The following is a 21,303-nucleotide window of genomic DNA, read 5'->3' as shown; positions in this document are numbered from 1 at the left end:
ATGGGATGCGCCCCTTCGGTCGTGTGACACCGCGCATGGCTGTACAGTCGAGGGTTGCCCGCGCACGCGCGCATGCCCGCCGGGCCACGGCGGGTGCGCCGCCCGTCGCGCCTTCTGTCCTCAACCCGGAATCCCGTCATGTTTCTCGATCATCTTCATCCGGAACGCTGGACGTTCCTGTGGAACGCGTTGTCCACGCTGTCGCTCAGGCTCTGCGCCGCCCTCGCGCTGCTCGTCGCGGGCTGGTGGCTGTCGAAACGCATCGGCAACTGGCTGAGCCGGCTGCTCGCGAACAAGGAGCGCGTCGACGACACGCTGCGGCCGATCCTCTGCGACGTCGCCGTGTGGGGCATCCGCATCGTCGCGATCGTCGGCGCGCTGTCGCAGCTGGGCATCGAAACCGCGAGCATCGTCGCGGTGCTCGGCGCGGCCGGCCTCGCGATCGGGCTCGCACTGCAGGGCACGATGCAGAACATCGCGGCCGGCATCATGCTGTTGCTGCTGCGGCCGTTCAAGGTGGGCGACTACATCGACGGCGGCTCGAGCGTCGCGGGGACGGTGGACGAAGTCGGCCTCTTCATGACGCGGCTGACGAAGCCGGACGGCATCTGCGAATACGTGCCGAACAGCGCGCTGTGGGGCAGCGCGATCCGCAATTACACGCGCAATCCGACGCGCCGTCTCGATCTCGAGGTCGAAGTGTCGGTGCACGACGACATCGATCGCGCGCTCGACGCGCTGCGCGCGCTGGCCGAAGCCGATCCCGACGTGCTGACGGAACCGGCACCGGACGTGATGGTGATGCGCTTCGACGACAGCACGGCGATCGCGAACATGCGCGTGTGGACGCACACCGACAAGTTCTGGGCGATGCGCTGGCGCCTCGCGCGCCAGGTGCGCAAGACGCTCGCCGATGTGGACTGCGCGTTGCCGATCCGCACGCGCGAACTGCACATCGTGCATGAAGCCGAACAGCAGCGCCGGTCCGACCCGCGCCGCGTACAGGCGTCGTAAGACGCCGGGGCGCACGAGCGCGCACGGCGCGCTGCGTCGTGCGCCCCGCTCGCGTCACATCCTGACGATATCGAGCAGCGCCTTCTTGCCGCTCTTGTAAGTGAATACCGAGATCGCACCGTGCTTCAGGTCGCCCTGCGGCGTGAAGCTCGTTTCGCCGATCACGCCGCGATAGTCGGTCGCCGGCATCGCGGCCAGCACCTTCGCCGGCTCCGTGGAGTTCGCGCGCTTCATCGCGTCGACGATGATGTACACCGCGTCGTACGAGAACGGCGCATACACCTGCATCGGCTGGTGATAGCGCGCCCCGTAACGCTGCACGAACGCCGCGCCGCCCGGCATCTTCTCGAGCGCGATGCCGGCTTCCGAGCACACGACGTTGTCCGATGCCGGGCCCGCGAGCTTCGGCAGGTCGGTCGAGCACACGCCGTCGCCGGCGAGGATCTTCGCGCGCATGCCGAGCTGGCGCGCCTGCTTCGCGAGCGGACCGCCCGTCGCGTCCATCCCGCCGTACATGATCGCGTCGGGGTTCTCGCCCTTGATCTTCGTGAGGATCGCGCGGAAGTCGATCGCCTTGTCGTTGGTCGCATCGCGCGAGACGATCTTCATCCCGGCCGCTTTCGCCGCCTTTTCGAATTCGGTCGCGAGGCCCTGCCCGTACGCGGTCGAATCGTCGACCACGGCGACCGTCCTGATGCCCAGCTTCTTCGCCGCGTACATCGCGAGCGCGGGCCCTTGCTGCGCATCGGTCGCGACGACCCGATAGGTCGTCTTGAAGCCCTGCTGCGTGTAGGTCGGGTTGGTCGCGGCCTGCGAGATCTGCACGACGCCGCCGTCGCGATAGACGCGCGATGCGGGAATCGACGTACCCGAGTTGTGATGGCCGACGACGCCGACCACCTTGTCGTCGACGAGACGCTGCGCGACCTGCGTCGCGGTGCGCGGGTCGCCCGCGTCGTCCTGCGCGTCGAGCTGCAGCGTGACCTTCCTGCCGCCGATCACGAGCCCCTTCGCGTTGATTTCCTCGACCGCGAGCCGCGCGCCGTTCTCGCTGTCCTTGCCGAGGTGCGCGATCGCGCCGGTCAGCGGCGCGACGTGCCCGATGCGCACGATCTCGTCCGCGTGCGCGGACAGCGCGAATAGTGCACACGCCAGCGCGACCGCGCATGCCGTCTTGTTCTGATGCCGATTCCGATTCATGTTCGTCTCCTTCCTTGTCGCTGTTGGTTCGTGATCCATACCATTGTCGATTGCAGGCAAAGCGATGCGCTCACGCGCGCCCTTCGAAGCCGAGCAGCACGTTCACCGCGTTGATACCGATTTCCTCGACCATGTAGCCGCCTTCCATCACGAACAGCGTCGGCAGGTTCAGGCGCGCGAGCGCGGCGCCGATCCGCAGGTAGTCGGGCGAGCACAGCTTGAAATGGCTGATCGGATCGTGCTCGAACGTGTCGACGCCGAGCGACACGACGAGCAGGTCGGGCGCGTGCTTCGCGATCGCGGCAGTGGCCTGGCCGAGCGCCGCCGAGTAGGTGTCCCACTGCGTACCCTTCGGCAGCGGCAGGTTCAGGTTGAAGCCTTCGCCCGCGCCCGCACCGCGCTCGTCGGCATGGCCCGAGAAGTACGGATACGACACCGCCGGCTCGCCGTGCAGCGACGCGAACAACACGTCCGAACGGTCGTAGAAGATGTCCTGCGTGCCGTTGCCATGATGGAAGTCGACGTCCAGCACCGCGACGCGCGCCGCACCGCTCGCGATGCCGTGCTGCGCGGCGATCGCCGCGTTGTTCAGATAGCAGTAGCCGCCCATGTACTCGCGGCCCGCATGGTGGCCGGGCGGGCGGCACAGCGCGAACGCGGCGCGCATGCCGCCGTTCGACAGCAGGTCGGCGCCGGTGAGCGCCGAGTTCGCACTCGCGCGCACCGCGTCCCACGTGCCGGCGTTGATCGGCGCACCGGCATCCATCGCGAAGAAGCCGAGCTTGCCGTCGATGAAGTCGGGCAGCGTCGCCGCCGACGGCATCGCGCGCACCGGCCACACGAGCGGCAGCGCCTGGCAGGTGCGGCCGGTCGCGGCCCATTCGTCCCATGCGCCGGCGAGAAAGTCGACATAGCGCGCGCTGTGCGCGCCGGCATAGCTCGCGCGGTCGAACGCGCGCGGCGCGATCACGTCGCCGAGGCCGGCCGCGCGGACCTGCGCGAGCACCGTTTCGGCGCGAAGGGGGTTCTCGAACGAATCGGTGATCGCGCCGTCCTTCAGTTCGACGCCGCGATGCAGATGGTGATCGCTGCTGTAGACCGTGAGCATGGTTGACCGTTGCAGTGAAGGCTGTGAGGGGTGGCAACAGTCTATTGAGGCCAGCCGGCAATAACTTTGCTTTTCAACTCTTCGTTTCGTACAATTTTGAGAAAACCGTCTACGGAGACCCGGAAATGAGCAAAAATCGCGCTTCGGTTGAGCTGGACGGCGTCGATCGCGCGATGCTCCGCCTGCTGCAGGAAGACGGCGCGCTGTCCAACGCGACGCTCGGCGAACGGTTGTCGCTGAGCGTCACGCCGTGCTGGCGGCGGCGCAAGCGGCTCGAGGACGAAGGCGTGATCACCGGCTACCAGGCGAACCTCGACCGCCGCGCGCTCGGCATGAACGTGTTCGCGTTCGTGCAGGTCACGTTCAACATGCATTCGGACCAGGATTCGGATCACTTCGAGGACGTGATGCGGCGTCACGACGAAGTGACGTCGTGCCACAAGATCACCGGCGCGGCCGACTACATCCTGCAGGTCGTCGCCGCCGATCTCGACACGTATGCGGAATTCGTCGAACGCGTGCTGCGAAAGCAGGCTGGCGTGTCGTCGATCCAGTCGAGCCTCGCGCTGCGCGAGGTCAAGTTCTCGTCGCGCGTGCCGGTGCCGGACGCGTGATCGATCAATCGCCCGCGCACGGGCATCCGCTGTCGACCTTCATCCCATGGAGCGCTACCGCATGAAACATTGCATTCCTTCCGCGCCGCTTGCCGCCGCGATCGCTCTCGCGTTTGCATTGAGCGCGTGCGCGACGCAACCGCCTGCCCCGCTTCCACCCAATGTCGCCGGGCAGGACACGCAGGGCACGCAGACCGCCCAGGCTGCCGAAGCCGCCCCGCCGATGGTCGGCGGCGATCGCGACGCGCACGGCTGCATCGGCTCGGCCGGTTATGCCTGGTGCGAAACGACCCGGCAATGCGAGCGCCCGTGGGAACTCGCGAAGGCGCATGGTTTCGCGAACTCGGCGCAGGGGTACGAGCAGTTCTGCCGGAACGGCGCAGCGAAGTGAAGGAATGCGATGTGACCGGGTCGCGATGCAACGTCGCGCCCCGATGAAGCGCGAGCGCGATGCGCGCCATGCCCGTCGCGCGCGCGTTTCGCCCCGCCGATCCCGCTTTTTTCCCGTTCCGCGCACCGTCATTCCGGAAACCCGGACACACAAAAAACCCCACGAAATCAGGGATATTCCGCGCGAGCGACACGGCAATCGAGTTCGGTTATATTACGCGCCCCTTGCCATCCCGCCCCGCGGAACGCATTGCGCGCGGCCGCTTTCGACACGGCCTGAAACGCCTTCCGGCGAGGCCCGCAGCAAGGGCCTGCGCGCCCGTCGCACGACCGTGAAGCAGCTGATTGCACGAGCACATGAAGCCGATCCGAAGGTGTCCTTCGCAACGGCTTCGCGTGCGCAAATGCAACGGTGAACATGGTCGGTCCGGAATTCTGGATTCGCGGTCCGGATCTCCGGATGCGCGATCCGGTTGCGAATCCGCATCGGCCGGGCGGCATGGCAAACCGATGCATCCAAGTTGAAAAAGGGATCTGCTGTGATCAAAACGTTACGGGTAATACTGTCGGCGCTCGCGCTGTGCGTCGCGACGTCGTCCGCGCATGCCGCCGATACGAAGAAGGTCGACGTCCTGCTGGTGGGCGGCGGCATCATGAGCTCGACGCTCGGCGTGTGGCTGCACGAGCTGCAGCCCGACTGGTCGATGACGATGGTCGAGCGCCTCGACGGCGTCGCACTGGAAAGCTCGAACGGCTGGAACAACGCGGGCACCGGCCACTCCGCGCTCGCCGAGCTGAACTACACGCCGGAGAAGGCGGACGGCAAGATCGACATCTCGAAGGCGATCGAGATCAACGAGTCGTTCCAGATCTCGCGCCAGTTCTGGGCCTGGCAGGTCCGGCAGGGCGTGCTGAAGAACCCGCACTCGTTCATCAACTCGACGCCGCACATGAGCTTCGTGTGGGGCGACGACAACGTCCGCTTCCTGAAGAAGCGCTACGACGCGCTGCAGGCGAGCCCGCTGTTCCGTGGCATGCAGTATTCGGAAGACTACGACCAGATCAAGCAGTGGGTGCCGCTGATGATGGAAGGCCGCGACCGCAACCAGAAGGTCGCGGCAACGTGGACGCCGATCGGCACCGACGTGAACTTCGGCGAGATCACGCGCCAGTTCGTCGGCTACCTGAAGACGCAGCCGAACTTCACGCTGTCGCTGTCGAGCGAAGTGCGCGAGATCTCGCGCAACGCAGACGGCACGTGGCACGTGTCGTGGGTGAAGCTGCATTCGGATGAACCGCCGCAGGCCGTCGACGCGAAGTTCGTGTTCATCGGCGCGGGCGGCGGTGCGCTGCACCTGCTGCAGGCGTCGGGCATCCCCGAGGCGAAGGATTACGGCGCGTTTCCGGTCGGCGGCTCGTTCCTCGTGACCGACAACCCCGAGGTCGTGAAGCGCCACCTCGCGAAGGCGTACGGCAAGGCGTCGGTCGGCTCGCCGCCGATGTCGGTGCCGCACCTCGACACGCGCATCATCGACGGCAAGAAGATCATCCTGTTCGGACCGTTCGCGACGTTCTCGACCAAGTTCCTGAAGAACGGCTCGTACTTCGACCTCGCGAAGAGCACCAACCTGCACAACGTCGCGCCGATGATGCGCGTGGGCGTCGACGAATTCCCGCTCGTCGAGTATCTCGCCGGCCAGCTGATGCTGTCCGACGACGACCGCTTCAACGCGCTGAAGGAATACTTCCCGGACGCGAAGAAGGAAGACTGGCGCCTGTGGCAGGCCGGCCAGCGCGTGCAGATCATCAAGCGCGACCCGAAGAAGGGCGGCGTGCTGAAGCTCGGCACCGAGATCGTCAGCTCGCAGGACGGCAGCATCGCGGGCCTGCTCGGCGCATCGCCGGGCGCGTCGACGGCCGCGCCGATCATGCTGAGCCTGATGCAGAAGGTGTTCAAGGACAAGGTAGCGACGCCCGAATGGCAGCAGAAGCTCCGCCAGATCGTGCCGAGCTACGGCACGAAACTGAACGACAACCCGGCGAAGGTCGTCGAGGAATGGACCTATACGAGCGGCGTGCTGCAGTTGTCGCCGCCGCCGAAGATCGACCTGACGGTGCCGTCGCAGGCGACGGGCACGGCTCCGGCGCGTCCCGCGAAGGCGGCGGCCGACATGGCGCTGTAACGCGTCCGGTCCCGTTTCGCCGCATCGCACGGCCGCCCTTCGGGGCGGCCGTTTTGCTTGGCGGACGCGGACGGCGCGGCGTGCTCCGTCCTGCGGAGACTTGCGGCTGCTGCTCTGCCCGTCGCACCGCTGCCGATTGTCCGCTGCTGGCCGTTCGTTGCTGGCCGTTCGTTGCTGGTCGTTCGTTGCTGGTCGTTCGTTGCTGGTCGTTCGTTGCTGGTCGTTCGCTGCTGGTCGTTCGCCACCGGTCGTTCGCCACCGGTCGTTCGCCACCGGTCGTTCGCTGCCAGCCGAACCGCAGGCGATCGCGCCCGCTACCGGCCAAGCGCGGCCGTTCGTCCCCAGCCGCCCTCCCGCATCCGCTAGAATTGCGGGCACGCGCGACACCGTCGCCACCGATCCACCATCCGCATCGACGCGGTCCATGCGACCGCCGGTGCGGCCCGCGCCCGAGCCGCGCGAGCGCCGCACTTCGTTGCCGCGCCCGCCCGGGCGCGCCACCAACCGAATTCAGCTGGAGAAAGACCGTGTTTACTTGCCGAAACCAGAGCTGCGGCACGCAGTGGGAAACGTCCGACGTCGTCATCAAGGACGAAGGCCAGGGGCTGCTGTTCCGCTGCCCGCTGTGCGGCGCGCGCAACTATCTCGAGCGCTTCGAGGACGATGAAGGCAACGTCGCCTACGAACAGATGGAAGGCAAGCCTTACCTCGGAGACCTCGAATGACGCAGCCGACCGCCACGCCCTTCAGCGCGCTGCCGCTGACGCCCGCCACGCTCGCGAACCTCGCGCAGCTCGGCTATGTCGACATGACGCCGATCCAGGCCGCGAGCCTGCCGATCGCGCTGGCCGGCCAGGACCTGATCGCGCAGGCGAAGACGGGCAGCGGCAAGACCGCCGCGTTCTCGCTCGCGCTGCTGGCGCGCCTCGACGCGCGCCGCTTCGACGTGCAGGCGATGATCCTGTGCCCGACCCGCGAACTCGCCGACCAGGTCGCGCAGGAAGTGCGCCGCCTCGCGCGCGCCGAGGAAAACGTGAAGGTGCTGACGCTGTGCGGCGGCACGCCGATGCGCCCGCAGGCGCAGAGCCTCGAGCACGGCGCGCACATCGTCGTCGGCACGCCGGGCCGCATCATGGATCACCTCGACCGCGGCAACCTGAAGCTCGACGCGCTGAACACGCTGGTGCTCGACGAAGCCGACCGGATGCTCGACATGGGCTTCTTCGACGACATCGCGAAAGTCGCGCGCATGTGCCCGACGACGCGCCAGACGCTGCTGTTCTCGGCGACCTACCCGGACGGCATCGCGAAGCTGAGCCAGCAGTTCCTGCGTAATCCGAAGGAAGTGAAGCTCGAGGAGCGCCACGACGACAGCAAGATCCGCCAGCGCTTCTACGAAGTGACGGAAACCGAGCGGCTGCACGCGGTCGGCCAGTTGCTGAACCACTACCGGCCGGTGAGCACGATCGCGTTCTGCAACACCAAGCAGCAATGCCGCGACCTGCTCGACGTGCTGCACGCGCAGGGCTTCCACGCGCTCGCGCTGCACGGCGAGCTCGAACAGCGCGAACGCGACCAGGTGCTGATCCAGTTCGCGAACCGCAGTTGCTCGGTGCTGGTCGCGACTGACGTGGCCGCGCGCGGGCTCGACATCGCGCAGCTCGAGGCCGTGATCAACGTCGACGTGACGCCCGACCCCGAAGTGCACGTGCACCGTATCGGCCGCACCGGCCGCGCGGACCAGGAAGGCTGGGCGCTGAGCCTCGCCAGCATGGACGAGATGGGCCGCGTCGGCGCGATCGAGCAGGCGCAGAAGCGCGACGTCGAATGGCATCCGCTCGCGGAACTGAAGCCGGCCGGCAACGACACGCTGCTGCCGCCGATGGAAACGCTGCAGATCCTCGGCGGACGCAAGGACAAGATCCGCCCGGGCGACGTGCTCGGCGCGCTGACCGGCGATGCGGGGTTCGACGGCAAGCAGATCGGCAAGATCAACGTGACCGAGTTCTCGACCTATGTCGCGGTCGAGCGCGGCGTCGCGCGCGACGCGCTGCGCAAGCTCAATGCGGGGAAGATCAAGGGCAAGCGGGTCAAGGTCCGGTTGATGGACGAAGAGTGACGCGGTGATGCCGGCGCGCGCCGCAATCCTTATGCGGCGCGCCCGCCCAGCATCGCCAGATACTGCCGTACCGCGCCCCATTCCCCGCCGCTGCGGCTGAGCGCGACGAGTTCGGACCCCGGCACGCTGCCGGCGAGTTTCCGGTACACGACGTTCGGCGCCGCGATCCGGCTGAGCGGCGCCGGCACCAGCGCCACGCCGAGACCGGCGCCCGTCAGCGCCAGCACCGACAGCGTGCTGCTCACCTTGTGCGCGATGTGCGGCGTCTTGCCGAGCACCCGCCGCAGGATCGCCAGCTGCCCTTCGTCGTCGCCGTCGGCGGCATAGAAAATGAACGGTTCGTCCGCGAGCGCCGCGACGCTCACCGAGCGCCGCTTCGCGAGCGCATGCCGGTCGCTCATCATCACGTCCCACGCCCAGCTGCCGACCGTGCGCACGGCCAGCTTCGGATCGAACGCCGTGCCGAAGGCCGGGCAATAGCCGATGTCGAGCCGGCCCGCGAGGATCGCGTCCTGCTGCGCGGCCGGCGCCATTTCGTGCAGGTCGAGCGCCACTTCCGGCCACGCCGCGTGAAACGCGATCAGGTCGTCGGACAGCCGCCCCGTCGCGACCGCATTGCCGACGAAGCCGATCCGCACCACGCCCGTCTCGCCGCGCGCCGCGCGCTGCACGACCGTCTTCGCGCGCGCGGCCTGCTCGAGCGTGTGCCGCGCTTCGGCCACGAGCAAGCGGCCCGCGTCGGTCAGCAGCACCTTGCGGGTGCTGCGCTCGAACAGCGTCGCGCCGAGTTCCTCCTCGAGCGCGCGGATCTGCGCGCTCAACGCGGGCTGCACGATATGCAGCCGCTCCGCCGCGCGGCCGAAATGCCCTTCTTCGGCAACCGCGAGAAAGTAGCGCAAATGGCGAAGGTCCATACGCTCGATTGATCACCCGAAACGATTAATCTCGAAATCTAATCTATTGGAATGAAAAATCAAGCGCGCGCATCCTGATGGTCATCCGCTGCGTCGCAGCCCACCTCCAAGGAGCCCCGTCGTGTCCGACCGCAACCGCATCGATGTTCACCAGCATGTCGTCCCGCCGTTCTGGGCCGCAGCCCTCCCGTCGCACGGCGGCGATCCGTCCGGCTGGGGCAGCCCGACCTGGAGCCCGGAAGCCGCGCTTGCGTTCATGGACTCGCTGGAGATCCAGACCGGCGTGCTGTCGCTGACGGCGCCCGGCGTGCAGGGCTGGAACGGCCAGGCCAAGCGCGACATGGCGCGCCAGGTCAACGAATACGTGGCCGGCCTCGTCGCGCAATGGCCGACCCGCTTCGGCAACTTCGCGACGCTGCCGCTGCCCGACGTCGACGGCACGCTCGCCGGGATCGATCACGCGTTCGACACGCTGAAGGCCGACGGCGTCGTGCTGCTCAGCAACTACGGCGGCACCTATCTCGGCGATGCGGCATTCGAGGCCGTGTGGGCCGCGCTCGATCGCCGCCGCGCGGTGGTGTTCATTCATCCGGCCAAGCCCGCGATCGATGTGCTGCCCGGCATGCCCGGCCCGCTGCTCGACTACCCGTTCGATACGACGCGCACCGCGCTGCAGCTCGTGCTCAACGGCGTGATCGCGCGCTACCCGAACGTGCGCATCATCCTGTCGCACGCCGGCGGCTTCCTGCCGTACACCGCGTACCGCTTCGCCGAACTCGCGCCGGGCGTGCGCAACGACGTGCCGGATCGCGACGGGCTGCTCGACCTGCTGCGCACGTTCTACTTCGACACCGCGCTGTCGTCGCCGTCCGCGCTGCCGAGCCTCACGGCGTTCGCGCAACCGGATCGCGTGCTGTACGGCAGCGACTTCCCGTATGCGCCGCCGGCCGTCAGCACGTCGTTCACCGCGGCGCAGGATGCGTATGCCGCGCTGGGCGCCGACCGGCACGCCGCGCTCAACCGCGCGAACGCGCTGCCGCTGTTCCCGCGCCTCGCCGCACTCGCGCGATAACGCGCGACGCAGTGCCGCGTGACGCCCCATCGCGGCGGCGTCACGCGTGCAACCGCCCGCAGCCGTCCGCGCCGCGCGGCACCGTCAGAACGGAATGACGGCCTTCGCCCAAACGGCCTCGCCGGCCGGCCGGTTGCGCACGAAGAATTCCTTCACGACGCGCGCTTCCAGGCTGACCTTGCCGAACTGGTAACGGACACCGGGGCCGATCGCGAACGTCTGTCCGCGAAAGCCGTCGCCCGCGACCGGCTGGCCGTTCTGCATGTCGTCGGTGGTCTGCTTGACGAAGTAGCCCGACAGTCCGACGCGCGCCTTCGGCGTGACCGCATAGCTCGCCGAGTAATCGATGTGGAACAGGTTGCCCGAGTGGTAATGGGTGTCGTTGTTCGGCGAGTTGAAGCTGTACGTGATCTTCGCGGACACCTCGACCTTGTCGTTCGGCAGCCACGTCACGCCGAACACCGGCCGCGCGGTGTAGTAGTTCTTGCCGGTATTCAGCGCCGCATGCATGTCGTACTGGCCGGTCGGGAACACGAATTCGATCGCCGCGACGGTGCGCAGCGCGCCCGATCCCCACGCGATCAGCGCGGGGCTGACGATCAGGTCGCCGAGATTGGTGCGGTCGAACGACGCGCCGCCCGCATCCAGCGCCAGATGCTCCATCGGCAGCACCGCATACGCACCGTAGCGCCCGCCGAGCACCGACAGGTTCGACATCCACACGACGCGCGGAATCAGCACGTCGGCATCGAGCTTGAATCCGGGCACCGAACCGTTGCCGTGCGAATCGTTGAAGCGCGACGCATGGTAGTGCGTGTAGTACAGCAGCGCGTACAGCCCGGCCGGCGGCAGCGCGCCGGCGAAGAACGCTTCCGCGCCCTCGCCGATCGTGTCGCCGCCACCCTCCGTTGCGAACGCGCCGGTGCTCAGCGCCATGCCCGCGCACGCGGCGAGCGAAACCAGTCCGAAGGCAGCCTTTCGTTTCATCGATGTCTCCAATATTCGTTCTACTGAATTGATTTTTTATGGTCGTCCCGCGCGCCGCCCCCGCCGGCTATTCGCTGAAGTGCTCGATCACGAGCCGGTTGAAGCGCGCCACATGCTCGATCTGCGTCCAGTGTCCGCAGCGGCCGAACACGTGCAACTGCGCATTCGGCAGCAGTTCCAGCAGCCGCGTCGAGCTGTCGAGCGGAATCACGCGGTCCTCGCGGCCGTGCACGATCAGCGTCTCGTGCGGCAGCGCGCGCAGTTTCGCCTCGTCGCTCGCGAGCGCATCGACCCAGCGCTGACGCGGCGCGGGAAACATGTTCGCGAACGCCTCCTGGTAGCCGGGCCGCACGCTCGCGTCGTAGCGCAGCTTCGCGAGCTCGTCGTTCACCAGCGTGCGATCGAACGCGAAGATGTCCAGCAGGCCGCGCATGTTCGCGATCGACGGCGTATAACCCCACACGGCATCGAGCCCTTCGGTGAGCGTGAAGCGCGTGCCGGCCGCGCCCATCAGCACGAGCCGGCCGACCCGTTCGGGCGCGCGGATCGCCAGCGCGAGCGCGAGCGCGCCGCCGAACGAGTTGCCGATCACGTGCGCGCGCTCGACGTCGAGCGCATCGAGCAGGCCGAGTGCGTGGTCGACCCAGTGGTCCATCGAATACACGTAATCGCGCGGCCGCTCGGTTTCGCCGAAACCGGCCATGTCCGGCGCGATCACGCGAAACCGCGCGGCAAGCGCGGGCATCGTGAGCCGCCAGTTCGCATAGGCCGTGACGCCCGGCCCCGAGCCGTGGATCAGCAACACCGGCGGCCCGTCGCCGAGGTCGTGATAGTTGGTGTCGAGACCGGCCGCGACGATCCGGCGGCCCAGTTCGGGATTGCGTGACATGATGCTTCTCCAGTCGGTTTCGGTGGCGCGCGGCGCGTCAGCGCCCGCGTTTCTTCGCGCTCTGCCCGCCGATCCCGAAATGCGCCTTCGGCATCTCGGTGATGATCACGCGCACCGATTCGAGCGGTGCGTCGAGCGAGCGATGGATGGCTTCGCTGACTTCGGCGATCAGGCGTTCCTTCTTGTCGTCGTCGCGGCCTTCCAGGATGTACAGATGAGCTACCGGCACGATGGCCTCCCGTTGCATTCGGAACGTTCAGATGAAGCGCAGGCCGACCGAGCCGATGTCCTGCACGCGCAGCGTCACGTTGTCGCCGGCCGCGACGGCCACCGCCTCTGTGATGCCGCCCGACAGGATCAGGCTGCCCGCCGGGATCGATTCGCCGCGCGCGCCGAGGTGGTTCGCGAGCATCGCGATCGCCGCGGCCGGATGCCCGAGCACGGCCGCGCCGGCACCGAACGCGACCGGCAGCCCGTTTTTCTCGAGCACGATGCCGAGCGTGCGCAGGTCGACGCCGTCCACCGGCAGCGGGCGGCCGCCCGCGACGAAGCGCGCGGCCGACGTGTTGTCGGCCACCACGCTCTTCAGGTCGAACTTGAAATCGCGGTAGCGGCTGTCGATCACCTCGATCCCGGCGACGACGAAATCGGTCGCGGCGAGCACCGCGCCGACGTGGCAGCCGGGCCCCTTCAGTTCGGCCTTCGTCACGAACGCGATTTCCGGCTCGACCTTCGGATGGATCAGCGCGGACGTGTCGCACTCGCCGCCGTCGGGCAGGTCGTAGACGTCGGTGAGGAAACCGAACACGGGCGTGTCGACGCCCATCTGCCGCATCTTCGCGTGCGACGTCAGGCCGGCCTTGTAGCCGACGATCCGCGCGCCGCGCGCGAGCTGCCGGCGGCGGATCGCATCCTGCACCGCGTAGGCGTCGTCCCAGTCCATCTCCGGATGGCGGTCGGTGATCTTCGGCGTGTCGCATGCTTCACGCATGCAGTCGTCGAGATGCGCGGCGAGCGCCTCGATCGTGTCGGTCGACAGGTTCATGCGGCCTCCCGCTTCGCTTGCGCCGCGCGCGCCTTCGCGAGCGTCAGCGCGGTGTCTTCGATCATGTCCTCCTGGCCGCCGACCATCCCGCGCCGGCCGAGCTCGACGAGGATGTCGCGCGCCGGAATCCCGTATTTGTCGCCCGCCCGCTTCGCGAACAGCAGGAACGATCCGTACACGCCCGCATAACCGAGCGTCAGCGCGTCACGGTCGATCCGGATCGGGAAATCCATCATCGGTACGACGAGATCCTCGGCGACGTCCTGGATCTTCCACACGTCGACGCCGGTTTCGATGCCCATCCGCTCGCACACGGCGACGAACACTTCGAGCGGCGTGTTGCCGGCGCCCGCGCCGAGCCCCGCCGCCGCGCCGTCGATCCGGTTCGCGCCGGCCTCGATCGCGGCGATCGAGTTCGCGACGCCCATCGCGAGGTTGTGGTGACCGTGAAAGCCCAGCTCCGTGTCGGGCTGCAGCGCGTCGCGCACCGCGCCGAGGCGCGCCTTCACGTCGTCGGGCAGCATGTAGCCGGCCGAGTCGGTGATGTAGATGCAGTTCGCGCCGTACGACTCCATCAGCTTCGCCTGCTTCACCAGCCCTTCCGGGCTGTTCATGTGGCTCATCATCAGGAAGCCGACGGTATCCATGTCGAGCTTGCGCGCCATCGCGATGTGCTGCTCGGAGACGTCCGCCTCGGTGCAGTGCGTCGCGACGCGGATCGTATGCACGCCGAGCGCGTGCGCTTCCTTCAGGTGATCGACGGTGCCGATGCCCGGCAGCAGCAGCGCCGACACCTTCGCGCGCTTCAGCAGCGGGATGACCGCGCCGAGGTATTCCGCGTCGGTATGCGCGGGAAAGCCGTAGTTCACCGACGAGCCGCCGAGGCCGTCGCCGTGCGTGACTTCGATCAGCGGCACGCCGGCCGCGTCGAGCCCGCTCGCGATCGAGCGCATCTGGTCGAGCGTCATCTGGTGACGCTTCGGGTGCATGCCGTCACGCAGCGTCATGTCGTGGACGGTGATTTGCTTGCCTTTGAGATTCATTTCCGTTCCTTTTCGTCCGGTCGTGGAAGTCGCGTCCGCGGGCATCAGGCCGCCTGCGCGGCCGATGCCAGCGTGAGGCGGCCGGCCAGCAGTTCCTCGGCGAACATTTCGGCGGTGCGCGCGGCGGCGGCCGTCATGATGTCGAGGTTGCCCGCGTATTTCGGCAGGTAGTCGCCGAGGCCTTCGACCTCGAGATAGACCGACACACGATTGCCGTCGAACACCGGCCCGTTGACGAGCCGGTAGCCGGGCACGTAGCGCTGCACGTCGGCGATCATCGCGTGCACCGATTCGACGATGCGCGCTTCGTCGGGTGCGCTCTCCGTCAGGCAGTGCACGGTATCGCGCATGATCAGCGGCGGGTCGGCCGGGTTGATCACGATGATCGCCTTGCCCGCCTTCGCGCCGCCGATCTGCGCGACGGCCGCGGCCGTCGTGCGCGTGAATTCGTCGATGTTCTTGCGCGTGCCGGGGCCGACCGAGCGCGACGATACGGTCGCGACGATCTCGCCGTACGCGACCGGCTGCACGCGCGAGATCGCGCGCACCATCGGGATCGTCGCCTGGCCGCCGCAGGTGACCATGTTGACGTTCATCTCGCCGGAGCCGATGTGGTCCTTCAGGTTGACCGGCGGCACGCAGTACGGACCGATCGCCGCCGGCGTCAGGTCGATCATCAGCACGCCGAGCGCATTGAGCTTGCGGCTGTTCTCCGCGTGGACGTACGCGCTCGTCGCATCGAACGCGATCTGCACGCCGTCCGCCTGCACGTGCGGCAGCAGGCCGTCGACGCCGTCCGCGGTGGTCTTGAGGCCGAGTTCGCGCGCGCGTTTCAGGCCGTCGGAATCGGGATCGATGCCGACCATCCACACGGGTTCGAGCACGGGGCTGCGCATCAGCTTGGCGAGCAGGTCGGTGCCGATGTTGCCGGGACCGATCAGCGCGCAACGGATCTTTCGGGTCATGGGGAATGCCTCGTTAGCGTGGAAAAGAGAACGGGCGGCGCTCACGCGAACCGCACCGAACACGCGCCGATCCCGCCGATCGACACGCGGAAGTTGTCGCCGCGCGCGGCCGGCGCCATCGCGGCAAGCGCGCCGGACAGGATCACTTCGCCGGCCTTCAGCGGAATGCCGAGGCGGCCGAGCGTGTTGGCGAGCCACGCGACCGCATTCACCGGCGAGCCGAGCGCGGCCGCGCCGGCACCGGTGCCGATCACGTCGCCGTTCTTCTCGAGCACCATCCCGCAGGTCGACAGGTCGACGCTGCGCGTGCTCACGGCCTTGTCGCCAAGCACGAACACGCCGCACGACGCGTTGTCGGCGACCGTGTCGCCGATGCGGATCTTCCAGTCGCGAATGCGCGAATCGACGATCTCGAAGCACGGCATCACGCATTCGGTCGCCGCCAGCACCATCGCGTTCGTCACGCCCGGGCCGAGCAGGTCGCGCTTCAGCACGAACGCGATCTCGCCTTCGGCCTTCGGCTGGATCAGCGTGTCGAGCGCGATGCACTCGCCGTCGCCATACACCATGCCCGACAGCAGGTAGCCGAAGTCGGGCTGGTACACGCCGAGCATGTCCATCACCGCCTTCGACGTGACGCCGATCTTCTTGCCGATCACGGTCTCGCCCGCGTCGAGGCGGCGCTGCACGAAGCGCTGCTGGATGCGGTACGCGTCGTCGACCGACAGGTCCTCGTGCTGCGACGTCAGCGGCGCGATCGGTTCGCGCGACGTCATCGCGTCGTACAGCCGGTCGCCCAGCGTGGTAATCAACGTGGAGTCCATAAGAGTGTTCCGGTCAGTAACGGTTGGGTCAGAGCTTCACGCAGACGTTGCGCAGCTCCGTGTAGAACTCGAGCGAATGCACGCCGCCCTCGCGGCCGATGCCCGACTGCTTCGCGCCGCCGAACGCGGTGCGCAGGTCGCGCAGGAACCACGAATTGACCCACGCGATGCCGACGTCGATCGACGCCGCGACGCGATGCGCGCGCGACAGGTTGGTCGTCCAGATCGCGGTCGACAGCCCGTACGCATTCGCGTTCGCGCGGCCGATCACTTCGGCATCCGAATCGAACGGCATCACGAGCGTGCACGGCCCGAAGATCTCGTCGCGCGCGATCGGCGAATCATCGCCGAGGCCGGTCCAGATCGTCGGCTGCACCCACGCGCCGCCGCGCAGGTCGTCGGGCATGTCGGGCACGCCGCCGCCCGTCACGATCGTCGCGCCGAGTTCGGCCGCCTTGCGGTAATACGACAGCACCTTGTCGCGATGCTCCTGGCTGATCAGCGGGCCGAGGCCGGTCGACGCCGCTTCCGGGCGGCCGGGTTGCAATTGCTCGGCGCCGGCCTTCAGCGCCGCGACGAAGCGCTCGAACAGCGGACGCTCGACATACACGCGCTCGGTGCCGAGGCAGACCTGCCCCGCGTTCGCGAAGCACGAGCGCAACGTGCCTTCGACGGCCGCGTCGAAGTCGCAGTCGGCGAACACGATCGCCGCGTTCTTGCCACCCATCTCGAGACTGACGGGCCGCGCGCCGTCGGCCGCGGCCTTCATGATGGCCGCGCCGGTGCGCGTCTCGCCGGTGAACGTGATCGCGTTCACGCCCGGATGGGTCGTCAGGAATTCGCCGGCGGAAGCCGGCCCGAAGCCGTGCACGACGTTGTAGACGCCGCGCGGTACGCCCGCCTCGTTCATCACTTCGCCGAGCAGCGCGGCCGTCTGCGGGGTCTCCTCCGACGGCTTCACGACCACCGTGTTGCCGCACGCGAGCGCGGGCCCGACCTTCCACGTCATCAGCAGCAGCGGCAGGTTCCACGGGCAGATCACGCCGACCACGCCGACCGGCCGGCGGATCGCGTAGTTGAGCGCGCCCGCGCCGTCCGGCGTCGCCATCTCGAAGGTTTCGCCGGGCACGTTCTTCACGACGTCGGCGAATACCTTGAAGTTCGCGGCGCCGCGCGGAATGTCGATATGGCTCGCGAGGCTCACCGGCTTGCCGGTGTCGGCCACTTCCGCTTCGAGGAAATCGTCGAAGCGGCGCGTGATGCCGTCGGCCACCGCATACAGCAACTCGACGCGCTGCGCGACCGTCAGGCCGCCCCACGGGCCGGCCAGCGCCGCGCGGGCGGCCTGCACCGCCGCGTCGACGTCGGCGCGGCTCGCTTCGGCCACGCGCGCGATCACCGCGTTGTCGAGCGGCGAGCGCTTGTCGAACCAGCGCTCGCCCGCGCGATAGTCGCCGTCGATGAAGTTGCGGACGCGCCGCGCTTCCGGCTGCCCGCCGGCGGGGCCGCGTGTCGCGGCGTTGGGTTCGGTGTCGTACATGATGGAGTTACCGATAGTCGTGAATCCGTGATCCGTGGGTTCGTGAAGCGTGTTCGCGTGCGATGTCGTGCCGCGTCTTGCCGTGTCGCATGCCGCGCGTCACGACCCGCCAAGGCCGGCCGCATCGAGCCCCGCCTGCGCGCATTGCGCGTCCTGCGCCTCGCTGCCGCCCGACACGCCGATGCCGCCGATCAATGCACCGTCGTCGACGATCGGCAGCCCGCCGCCGAACGCGACGAAGCGCGGTCGCAGCACGAGGCCCTGCCGCACGGCGTCCGAGTGCGACGCCAGGGCGGCATGCCACGCGCCGGTCGGCAGACCAAAGCTCGCGGCCGTGTACGCCTTGTCGATCGCGATGTCGATCGAATGCAGCGGCGCGCCGGGCATGCGCACGAACGCCGCGAGCAGCCCCGCCGCATCGACGACCGCGACGTTCACGCGCACGCCGAGCCGCCCGGCGGCCTCGGCCGCCGCCTGCGCGGCGCGCGCGGCGGCAGGCCAGTCGATCGTGCGCAGCTCGACGCTGCGGGTCGTATCGTTTCGGTTCATGGCGCTGCGCTCCTTCGCGGGTCAGGTATAGACGGTCGTGAACGCTTCGTTCAGCTCGCCGGAGTGGAAGAAGATCCCGCGCCCGAGTTCCTCCTCGGTCCACGTGGTGACCGGGCGATCGGGTTGCGCGAGATAGCCGAGCCCCGCGAACGTCTCGTTGCGGTTGCCGCTCGGATCGAAGAAGTAGATCGTGGTGCCGCGCGTGATCCCGTGCCGCGTCGGCGCGACGTCGATCTTCACCTTGTTCTTCGCCATCACGTCGGCCGACTTCAGCACGTCGGCCCAGTCGTCGAGGAAGAACGCGATGTGATGCAGCCCGTTGCGCGGGCCGCCGACGAACGCGATGTCGTGCGGCGTCGTGCTGCGGAACATCCACGTCGCGGCCTGGATCGTGTTGCCCGGGCCGACCATCACCTGTTCCGCCAGGTGGAAGTCGAGACACTCGGCCATGAAGCGCGTGTTCTCCTCGACGCGGTTCACGCCGGCCTCCGGATTCAGCTCGCACATCAGCAGGCAGTGGTCGAGCCAGTGCACGGCCGAGCCCGGCACGTCGTCGGGCCACGGATCGGGGTTCAGCGAGCCGACCGCGGTGCCCACCAGCTCCTTCTTCGCGAACAGGCGCAGCTCGTGCCCGCTCGGCAGCAGGAACCGCAATTGACGCCCGACCGCCGGCAGCGCGCCTTCGGGCAGCATCTCGGTCGCGATTCCGTATGCTTCGATACGCTGCTGCAGCGCGTCCAGATCGGCGTCGTGCTCGACCTTGTACGCGGCATGCTTGAGCCCAGCCTGATCGGACGGCGACAGGATCAGCGAATACTTGTCCCATTCGTCCCAGCATTTCAGGTAGACGTTGCCTGCCGCGTCGCGCATCGTCTCCTGCATGCCGAGCACGCGCACGTAATGACGCAGCGCCGCTTCCATGTCCATCACCTTCAGACTGACATGACCAATACGCATCACACCCATGATGTGTCTCCTCCTGGTTTCCTGATTACTTGTCGATCGCCGGCGCGCCTGCACAGGACGCGCCGCAGAAGAACGGCTTTTTCAACCGGCCGGCCACTTCGAGTTCGACGTCGCCGTCCGGCACGACGCGGCACGCCAGCGCATAGCCGTCGCTTTCCTCCTCCGCGCTCACGTGCGCTCGGCTGATCGGCCCGAGCTTGCGCACCGCGCCGCGCAGCACACGCACCTTGCAAACGCCACACCCGCCGTTCAGGCAGCCGACCGGAATGCCGCGCCGGCCGAGCTTCGCCATGCCGGCCAGCAGCGACTCGCCTGACACGCACGCATAGCGCTCGTCGGTCTGCGCGATCCGGACCGTCCCGCATACGCGGCCCGCGTCCATGTCACACCCGCCGGAACAGCGGGCTGCGCGTCTGTTGCGCGTCCGCCGCCGAGATGAACTTCTCGTGATAGATGTCGCGCTCGAACAGGCGCCCCTGCATCAGCGTCGTGATGCACGCGTCGATCATCGCGGGCGGTCCGCACAGGTACGCCTGGTGCCCCGAGAAGTCGCCGTCGAAATGCGCCTTCGCTACGTCGTGCACGAACCCTTGCGCGACGTCGCCGCCCGCATCCGGCGCGCCTTCGGACAGCGCCGGCACGTACGTGAAGTTCGGATGGCGTGCGGCGAGCGCGCGGAATTCGTCGTGGTAGTACAGCTCCTTCGCGTTGCGCTGGCCGTAGACCAGCGTGATCGGCGCGGTGACGCCGCTCGCGAGCAGATCCGCGATCATCGAGCGCGGGCTCGACAGCCCCGATCCGCCCGCCATGAAGATCATCGGACGCGCGGCCGAGCGGCGCACGAAGAAGCGGCCGTACGGGCCCGACAGCCGCACGCGGTCACCCGTCGCGAGCTGCTCGTGCAGATAGCCGGTGCCGAGCCCGCCCGGCACCTGCCGCACGTTCAGCTCGATCTCGCCGGTGGCCGCGACGTCGGCCGGCGCGTTCGCGATCGAGAACGCACGGCTCTGCCCGAGGCCGGGAATCTCGAGCTGCACGTACTGGCCCGCCTGGAAATGGATCGGCAGCGACAGCTTCAGGCGGATCGACTTGATGGTCGGCGTGAGCTGCTCGATGCGCGCGACGTCGGCCGCGAAGTCCTTGACCGGGATGATCTCCGCGTCGGGCTCCTCGTCGACGTCGGCCTCGATCACGGTGTCGGCCTGCAGCGTCGCGCAGCACGCGAGCGCCTTGCCTTCCTCGCGCTCGAAATCCATCAGCGCGAACGGGTTCGCGTCGCCGAGATCGGTTTCGCCGTCGAGCACGGCGACCTTGCAGGTGCCGCACAGGCCGTGACAGCACGCGTGCGGAATGTAGATGCCCTGTCGCAGCGCGGCGTCGAGCATCGTCTGTCCTTCCTCGACCTCGATCGTCACGCCCAGCGGCTCGATGGTAAGTTGATGGCTCATGATGGTTCGCTCGTCCGCGTGGCGGTCAGAAGCTCGCGCCGCCGAGGCCGTCGAGGCCCGGCGTGCGGAAGCTGATCAGGTCCTTGTGCCCGAGGCCGTTGTCGGCCAGGCTCTTCGCTGCGTCGGGCGTCCACGGCTCGCCGGAGCGAAACCACGCGACGCGATCCCAGTCGATCTTCGCGAAGTCGGGGTGATAACCATAGACGGGCGGCAGCACCTTGTCGGCCAACGCGCCGAACGGCAGGTCGGGCGGCAGCGGCAGGCAGAACGGCGCCGGGAACATCAGGTGGTCTTCCCAGCACACGTAGAGCAGCGGCGCCGGAAACTTCCCGACGGCATCCTTGATCGGGAAGTCGTAGGGTTTGAGCGCGATGACGGCCATGTTTGTCTCCTGTCGGCCCGCGTTCGCGCCGTGGCGCGCGCGGGTCCTGTT

The 21,303-nt window shown here is 68.0% G+C and carries 23 protein-coding genes; 7 read left to right on the top strand and 16 right to left on the bottom strand.

Features of this window, described 5'->3' with window-relative positions; genetic code table 11:
* Window positions 1-138: 138 nt before the first annotated feature.
* Window positions 139-1,014 (top strand): mechanosensitive ion channel family protein, encoded by an 876-nt coding sequence (locus U4Z31_RS13715; protein WP_321810604.1) that lies wholly within the window; start codon window positions 139-141, stop codon window positions 1,012-1,014.
* A gap of 54 nt (window positions 1,015-1,068) precedes the next feature.
* On the opposite strand, the gene U4Z31_RS13710 is transcribed toward U4Z31_RS13715, so the two are convergent.
* Together U4Z31_RS13710 and U4Z31_RS13705 are read right to left on the bottom strand one after the other, a co-directional pair.
* Entirely contained in the window at window positions 1,069-2,214 is a 1,146-nt protein-coding gene (locus U4Z31_RS13710) for a branched-chain amino acid ABC transporter substrate-binding protein (RefSeq protein ID WP_321810603.1), read from the bottom strand.
* A gap of 70 nt (window positions 2,215-2,284) precedes the next feature.
* Window positions 2,285-3,322, bottom strand: coding sequence for a histone deacetylase family protein (locus U4Z31_RS13705; protein ID WP_321810602.1), 1,038 nt, complete (start codon window positions 3,320-3,322; stop codon window positions 2,285-2,287).
* 125 nt (window positions 3,323-3,447) lie between these two features.
* Between U4Z31_RS13705 and U4Z31_RS13700 the strand changes: the two genes are divergently transcribed.
* The 5 genes from U4Z31_RS13700 to dbpA all read left to right on the top strand — a co-directional run bounded on the left by U4Z31_RS13700 (window position 3,448) and on the right by dbpA (window position 8,628).
* Entirely contained in the window at window positions 3,448-3,936 is a 489-nt protein-coding gene (locus U4Z31_RS13700) for an Lrp/AsnC family transcriptional regulator (protein WP_044845446.1), read from the top strand.
* 61 nt (window positions 3,937-3,997) lie between these two features.
* Window positions 3,998-4,327, top strand: coding sequence for a hypothetical protein (locus U4Z31_RS13695; RefSeq protein ID WP_321810601.1), 330 nt, complete (start codon window positions 3,998-4,000; stop codon window positions 4,325-4,327).
* A gap of 538 nt (window positions 4,328-4,865) precedes the next feature.
* Window positions 4,866-6,509: a malate dehydrogenase (quinone) gene (mqo, locus tag U4Z31_RS13690; RefSeq protein WP_321810600.1), complete on the top strand. Its 1,644-nt coding sequence runs from the start codon at window positions 4,866-4,868 to the stop codon at window positions 6,507-6,509.
* 527 nt (window positions 6,510-7,036) lie between these two features.
* Window positions 7,037-7,234 carry a hypothetical protein gene (locus tag U4Z31_RS13685; RefSeq protein ID WP_044845448.1) on the top strand — a complete coding sequence of 66 codons (198 nt, stop codon included), beginning with the start codon at window positions 7,037-7,039 and terminating at the stop codon, window positions 7,232-7,234.
* A complete protein-coding gene (gene dbpA, locus U4Z31_RS13680) occupies window positions 7,231-8,628 on the top strand; it encodes an ATP-dependent RNA helicase DbpA (protein ID WP_044845449.1) in 1,398 nt (465 codons plus the stop codon). Before U4Z31_RS13685 ends, dbpA begins: the two co-directional genes overlap by 4 nt.
* 29 nt (window positions 8,629-8,657) lie before the next feature.
* Here the strand turns inward: dbpA and U4Z31_RS13675 are convergent, their stop codons facing one another.
* Window positions 8,658-9,542: a LysR substrate-binding domain-containing protein gene (locus tag U4Z31_RS13675; protein WP_321810599.1), complete on the bottom strand. Its 885-nt coding sequence runs from the start codon at window positions 9,540-9,542 to the stop codon at window positions 8,658-8,660.
* A 121-nt stretch (window positions 9,543-9,663) separates the two neighbouring features.
* On the opposite strand from U4Z31_RS13675, the gene hndA reads away from it, so the two are divergent.
* On the top strand, window positions 9,664-10,614 hold the full coding sequence (gene hndA / locus U4Z31_RS13670; RefSeq protein ID WP_321810598.1) for a 2-hydroxy-1-naphthoic acid nonoxidative decarboxylase: 951 nt from the start codon (window positions 9,664-9,666) through the stop codon (window positions 10,612-10,614).
* Between the two features lie 84 nt (window positions 10,615-10,698).
* Here hndA and U4Z31_RS13665 read toward each other — a convergent pair whose 3' ends face one another.
* The 13 genes from U4Z31_RS13665 to U4Z31_RS13605 all read right to left on the bottom strand — a co-directional run bounded on the left by U4Z31_RS13665 (window position 10,699) and on the right by U4Z31_RS13605 (window position 21,252).
* Window positions 10,699-11,601: a transporter gene (locus U4Z31_RS13665; protein ID WP_321810597.1), complete on the bottom strand. Its 903-nt coding sequence runs from the start codon at window positions 11,599-11,601 to the stop codon at window positions 10,699-10,701.
* 67 nt (window positions 11,602-11,668) lie between these two features.
* Window positions 11,669-12,490, bottom strand: a complete 822-nt coding sequence (locus U4Z31_RS13660; protein ID WP_321810596.1) for an alpha/beta fold hydrolase — start codon at window positions 12,488-12,490, stop codon at window positions 11,669-11,671.
* A 37-nt stretch (window positions 12,491-12,527) separates the two neighbouring features.
* Window positions 12,528-12,737, bottom strand: coding sequence for a 4-oxalocrotonate tautomerase family protein (locus U4Z31_RS13655; protein ID WP_124529330.1), 210 nt, complete (start codon window positions 12,735-12,737; stop codon window positions 12,528-12,530).
* A 9-nt stretch (window positions 12,738-12,746) separates the two neighbouring features.
* Window positions 12,747-13,535, bottom strand: a complete 789-nt coding sequence (dmpH, locus tag U4Z31_RS13650; protein WP_044845454.1) for a 2-oxo-3-hexenedioate decarboxylase — start codon at window positions 13,533-13,535, stop codon at window positions 12,747-12,749.
* Window positions 13,532-14,578: a 4-hydroxy-2-oxovalerate aldolase gene (dmpG, locus tag U4Z31_RS13645; protein ID WP_321810595.1), complete on the bottom strand. Its 1,047-nt coding sequence runs from the start codon at window positions 14,576-14,578 to the stop codon at window positions 13,532-13,534. Before dmpG ends, dmpH begins: the two co-directional genes overlap by 4 nt.
* 44 nt (window positions 14,579-14,622) lie before the next feature.
* Complete coding sequence (locus U4Z31_RS13640) at window positions 14,623-15,543, bottom strand: acetaldehyde dehydrogenase (acetylating) (RefSeq protein ID WP_044845456.1); 921 nt, start codon at window positions 15,541-15,543, stop codon at window positions 14,623-14,625.
* Window positions 15,544-15,584: 41 nt separating this feature from the next.
* Complete coding sequence (gene dmpE, locus U4Z31_RS13635; RefSeq protein ID WP_044845457.1) at window positions 15,585-16,367, bottom strand: 2-oxopent-4-enoate hydratase; 783 nt, start codon at window positions 16,365-16,367, stop codon at window positions 15,585-15,587.
* Between the two features lie 28 nt (window positions 16,368-16,395).
* Window positions 16,396-17,907 carry a 2-hydroxymuconic semialdehyde dehydrogenase gene (locus tag U4Z31_RS13630; RefSeq protein WP_321810594.1) on the bottom strand — a complete coding sequence of 504 codons (1,512 nt, stop codon included), beginning with the start codon at window positions 17,905-17,907 and terminating at the stop codon, window positions 16,396-16,398.
* Between the two features lie 99 nt (window positions 17,908-18,006).
* A complete protein-coding gene (locus tag U4Z31_RS13625; protein ID WP_124487095.1) occupies window positions 18,007-18,456 on the bottom strand; it encodes a GlcG/HbpS family heme-binding protein in 450 nt (149 codons plus the stop codon).
* 21 nt (window positions 18,457-18,477) lie between these two features.
* Window positions 18,478-19,422, bottom strand: a complete 945-nt coding sequence (locus U4Z31_RS13620; protein ID WP_124520933.1) for a catechol 2,3-dioxygenase — start codon at window positions 19,420-19,422, stop codon at window positions 18,478-18,480.
* A 25-nt stretch (window positions 19,423-19,447) separates the two neighbouring features.
* The gene (locus U4Z31_RS13615; RefSeq protein ID WP_044845461.1) at window positions 19,448-19,804 is read right to left on the bottom strand and encodes a 2Fe-2S iron-sulfur cluster-binding protein; all 357 of its coding nucleotides are present in this window, start codon (window positions 19,802-19,804) and stop codon (window positions 19,448-19,450) included.
* Between the two features lies 1 nt (window position 19,805).
* Window positions 19,806-20,870 (bottom strand): phenol 2-monooxygenase domain-containing protein, encoded by a 1,065-nt coding sequence (locus tag U4Z31_RS13610; protein ID WP_321810593.1) that lies wholly within the window; start codon window positions 20,868-20,870, stop codon window positions 19,806-19,808.
* Window positions 20,871-20,895: 25 nt separating this feature from the next.
* Window positions 20,896-21,252 (bottom strand): phenol hydroxylase subunit P4, encoded by a 357-nt coding sequence (locus U4Z31_RS13605; protein ID WP_321810592.1) that lies wholly within the window; start codon window positions 21,250-21,252, stop codon window positions 20,896-20,898.
* Window positions 21,253-21,303: the final 51 nt, after the last annotated feature.

Origin of the sequence: Burkholderia sp. BCC1985, from assembly GCF_905339915.1 — a bacterium.
In the GTDB taxonomy this organism is placed as follows: Bacteria; Pseudomonadota; Gammaproteobacteria; order Burkholderiales; family Burkholderiaceae; genus Burkholderia.
The sequence above is the reverse complement of the archived record's forward strand: the minus strand, read 5'-3'. Positions and strand labels throughout refer to the sequence as shown.

What these genes read in the sequence shown, in the direction of transcription:
- U4Z31_RS13605 (WP_321810592.1), bottom strand. Translation starts at nt 21,252, where the DNA reads ATGGCCGTCATCGCGCTCAAACCCTACGACTTCCCGATCAAGGATGCC.
- U4Z31_RS13675 (WP_321810599.1), bottom strand. Translation starts at nt 9,542, where the DNA reads ATGGACCTTCGCCATTTGCGCTACTTTCTCGCGGTTGCCGAAGAAGGG.
- U4Z31_RS13615 (WP_044845461.1), bottom strand. Translation starts at nt 19,804, where the DNA reads ATGGACGCGGGCCGCGTATGCGGGACGGTCCGGATCGCGCAGACCGAC.
- U4Z31_RS13620 (WP_124520933.1), bottom strand. Translation starts at nt 19,422, where the DNA reads ATGGGTGTGATGCGTATTGGTCATGTCAGTCTGAAGGTGATGGACATG.
- U4Z31_RS13640 (WP_044845456.1), bottom strand. Translation starts at nt 15,543, where the DNA reads ATGACCCGAAAGATCCGTTGCGCGCTGATCGGTCCCGGCAACATCGGC.
- U4Z31_RS13705 (WP_321810602.1), bottom strand. Translation starts at nt 3,322, where the DNA reads ATGCTCACGGTCTACAGCAGCGATCACCATCTGCATCGCGGCGTCGAA.
- dmpG (WP_321810595.1), bottom strand. Translation starts at nt 14,578, where the DNA reads ATGAATCTCAAAGGCAAGCAAATCACCGTCCACGACATGACGCTGCGT.
- U4Z31_RS13625 (WP_124487095.1), bottom strand. Translation starts at nt 18,456, where the DNA reads ATGAACCGAAACGATACGACCCGCAGCGTCGAGCTGCGCACGATCGAC.
- U4Z31_RS13710 (WP_321810603.1), bottom strand. Translation starts at nt 2,214, where the DNA reads ATGAATCGGAATCGGCATCAGAACAAGACGGCATGCGCGGTCGCGCTG.
- U4Z31_RS13700 (WP_044845446.1), top strand. Translation starts at nt 3,448, where the DNA reads ATGAGCAAAAATCGCGCTTCGGTTGAGCTGGACGGCGTCGATCGCGCG.
- U4Z31_RS13665 (WP_321810597.1), bottom strand. Translation starts at nt 11,601, where the DNA reads ATGAAACGAAAGGCTGCCTTCGGACTGGTTTCGCTCGCCGCGTGCGCG.
- U4Z31_RS13610 (WP_321810593.1), bottom strand. Translation starts at nt 20,870, where the DNA reads ATGAGCCATCAACTTACCATCGAGCCGCTGGGCGTGACGATCGAGGTC.
- dmpE (WP_044845457.1), bottom strand. Translation starts at nt 16,367, where the DNA reads ATGGACTCCACGTTGATTACCACGCTGGGCGACCGGCTGTACGACGCG.
- dbpA (WP_044845449.1), top strand. Translation starts at nt 7,231, where the DNA reads ATGACGCAGCCGACCGCCACGCCCTTCAGCGCGCTGCCGCTGACGCCC.
- dmpH (WP_044845454.1), bottom strand. Translation starts at nt 13,535, where the DNA reads ATGAACCTGTCGACCGACACGATCGAGGCGCTCGCCGCGCATCTCGAC.
- U4Z31_RS13695 (WP_321810601.1), top strand. Translation starts at nt 3,998, where the DNA reads ATGAAACATTGCATTCCTTCCGCGCCGCTTGCCGCCGCGATCGCTCTC.
- U4Z31_RS13715 (WP_321810604.1), top strand. Translation starts at nt 139, where the DNA reads ATGTTTCTCGATCATCTTCATCCGGAACGCTGGACGTTCCTGTGGAAC.
- U4Z31_RS13630 (WP_321810594.1), bottom strand. Translation starts at nt 17,907, where the DNA reads ATGTACGACACCGAACCCAACGCCGCGACACGCGGCCCCGCCGGCGGG.
- U4Z31_RS13660 (WP_321810596.1), bottom strand. Translation starts at nt 12,490, where the DNA reads ATGTCACGCAATCCCGAACTGGGCCGCCGGATCGTCGCGGCCGGTCTC.
- U4Z31_RS13655 (WP_124529330.1), bottom strand. Translation starts at nt 12,737, where the DNA reads ATGCAACGGGAGGCCATCGTGCCGGTAGCTCATCTGTACATCCTGGAA.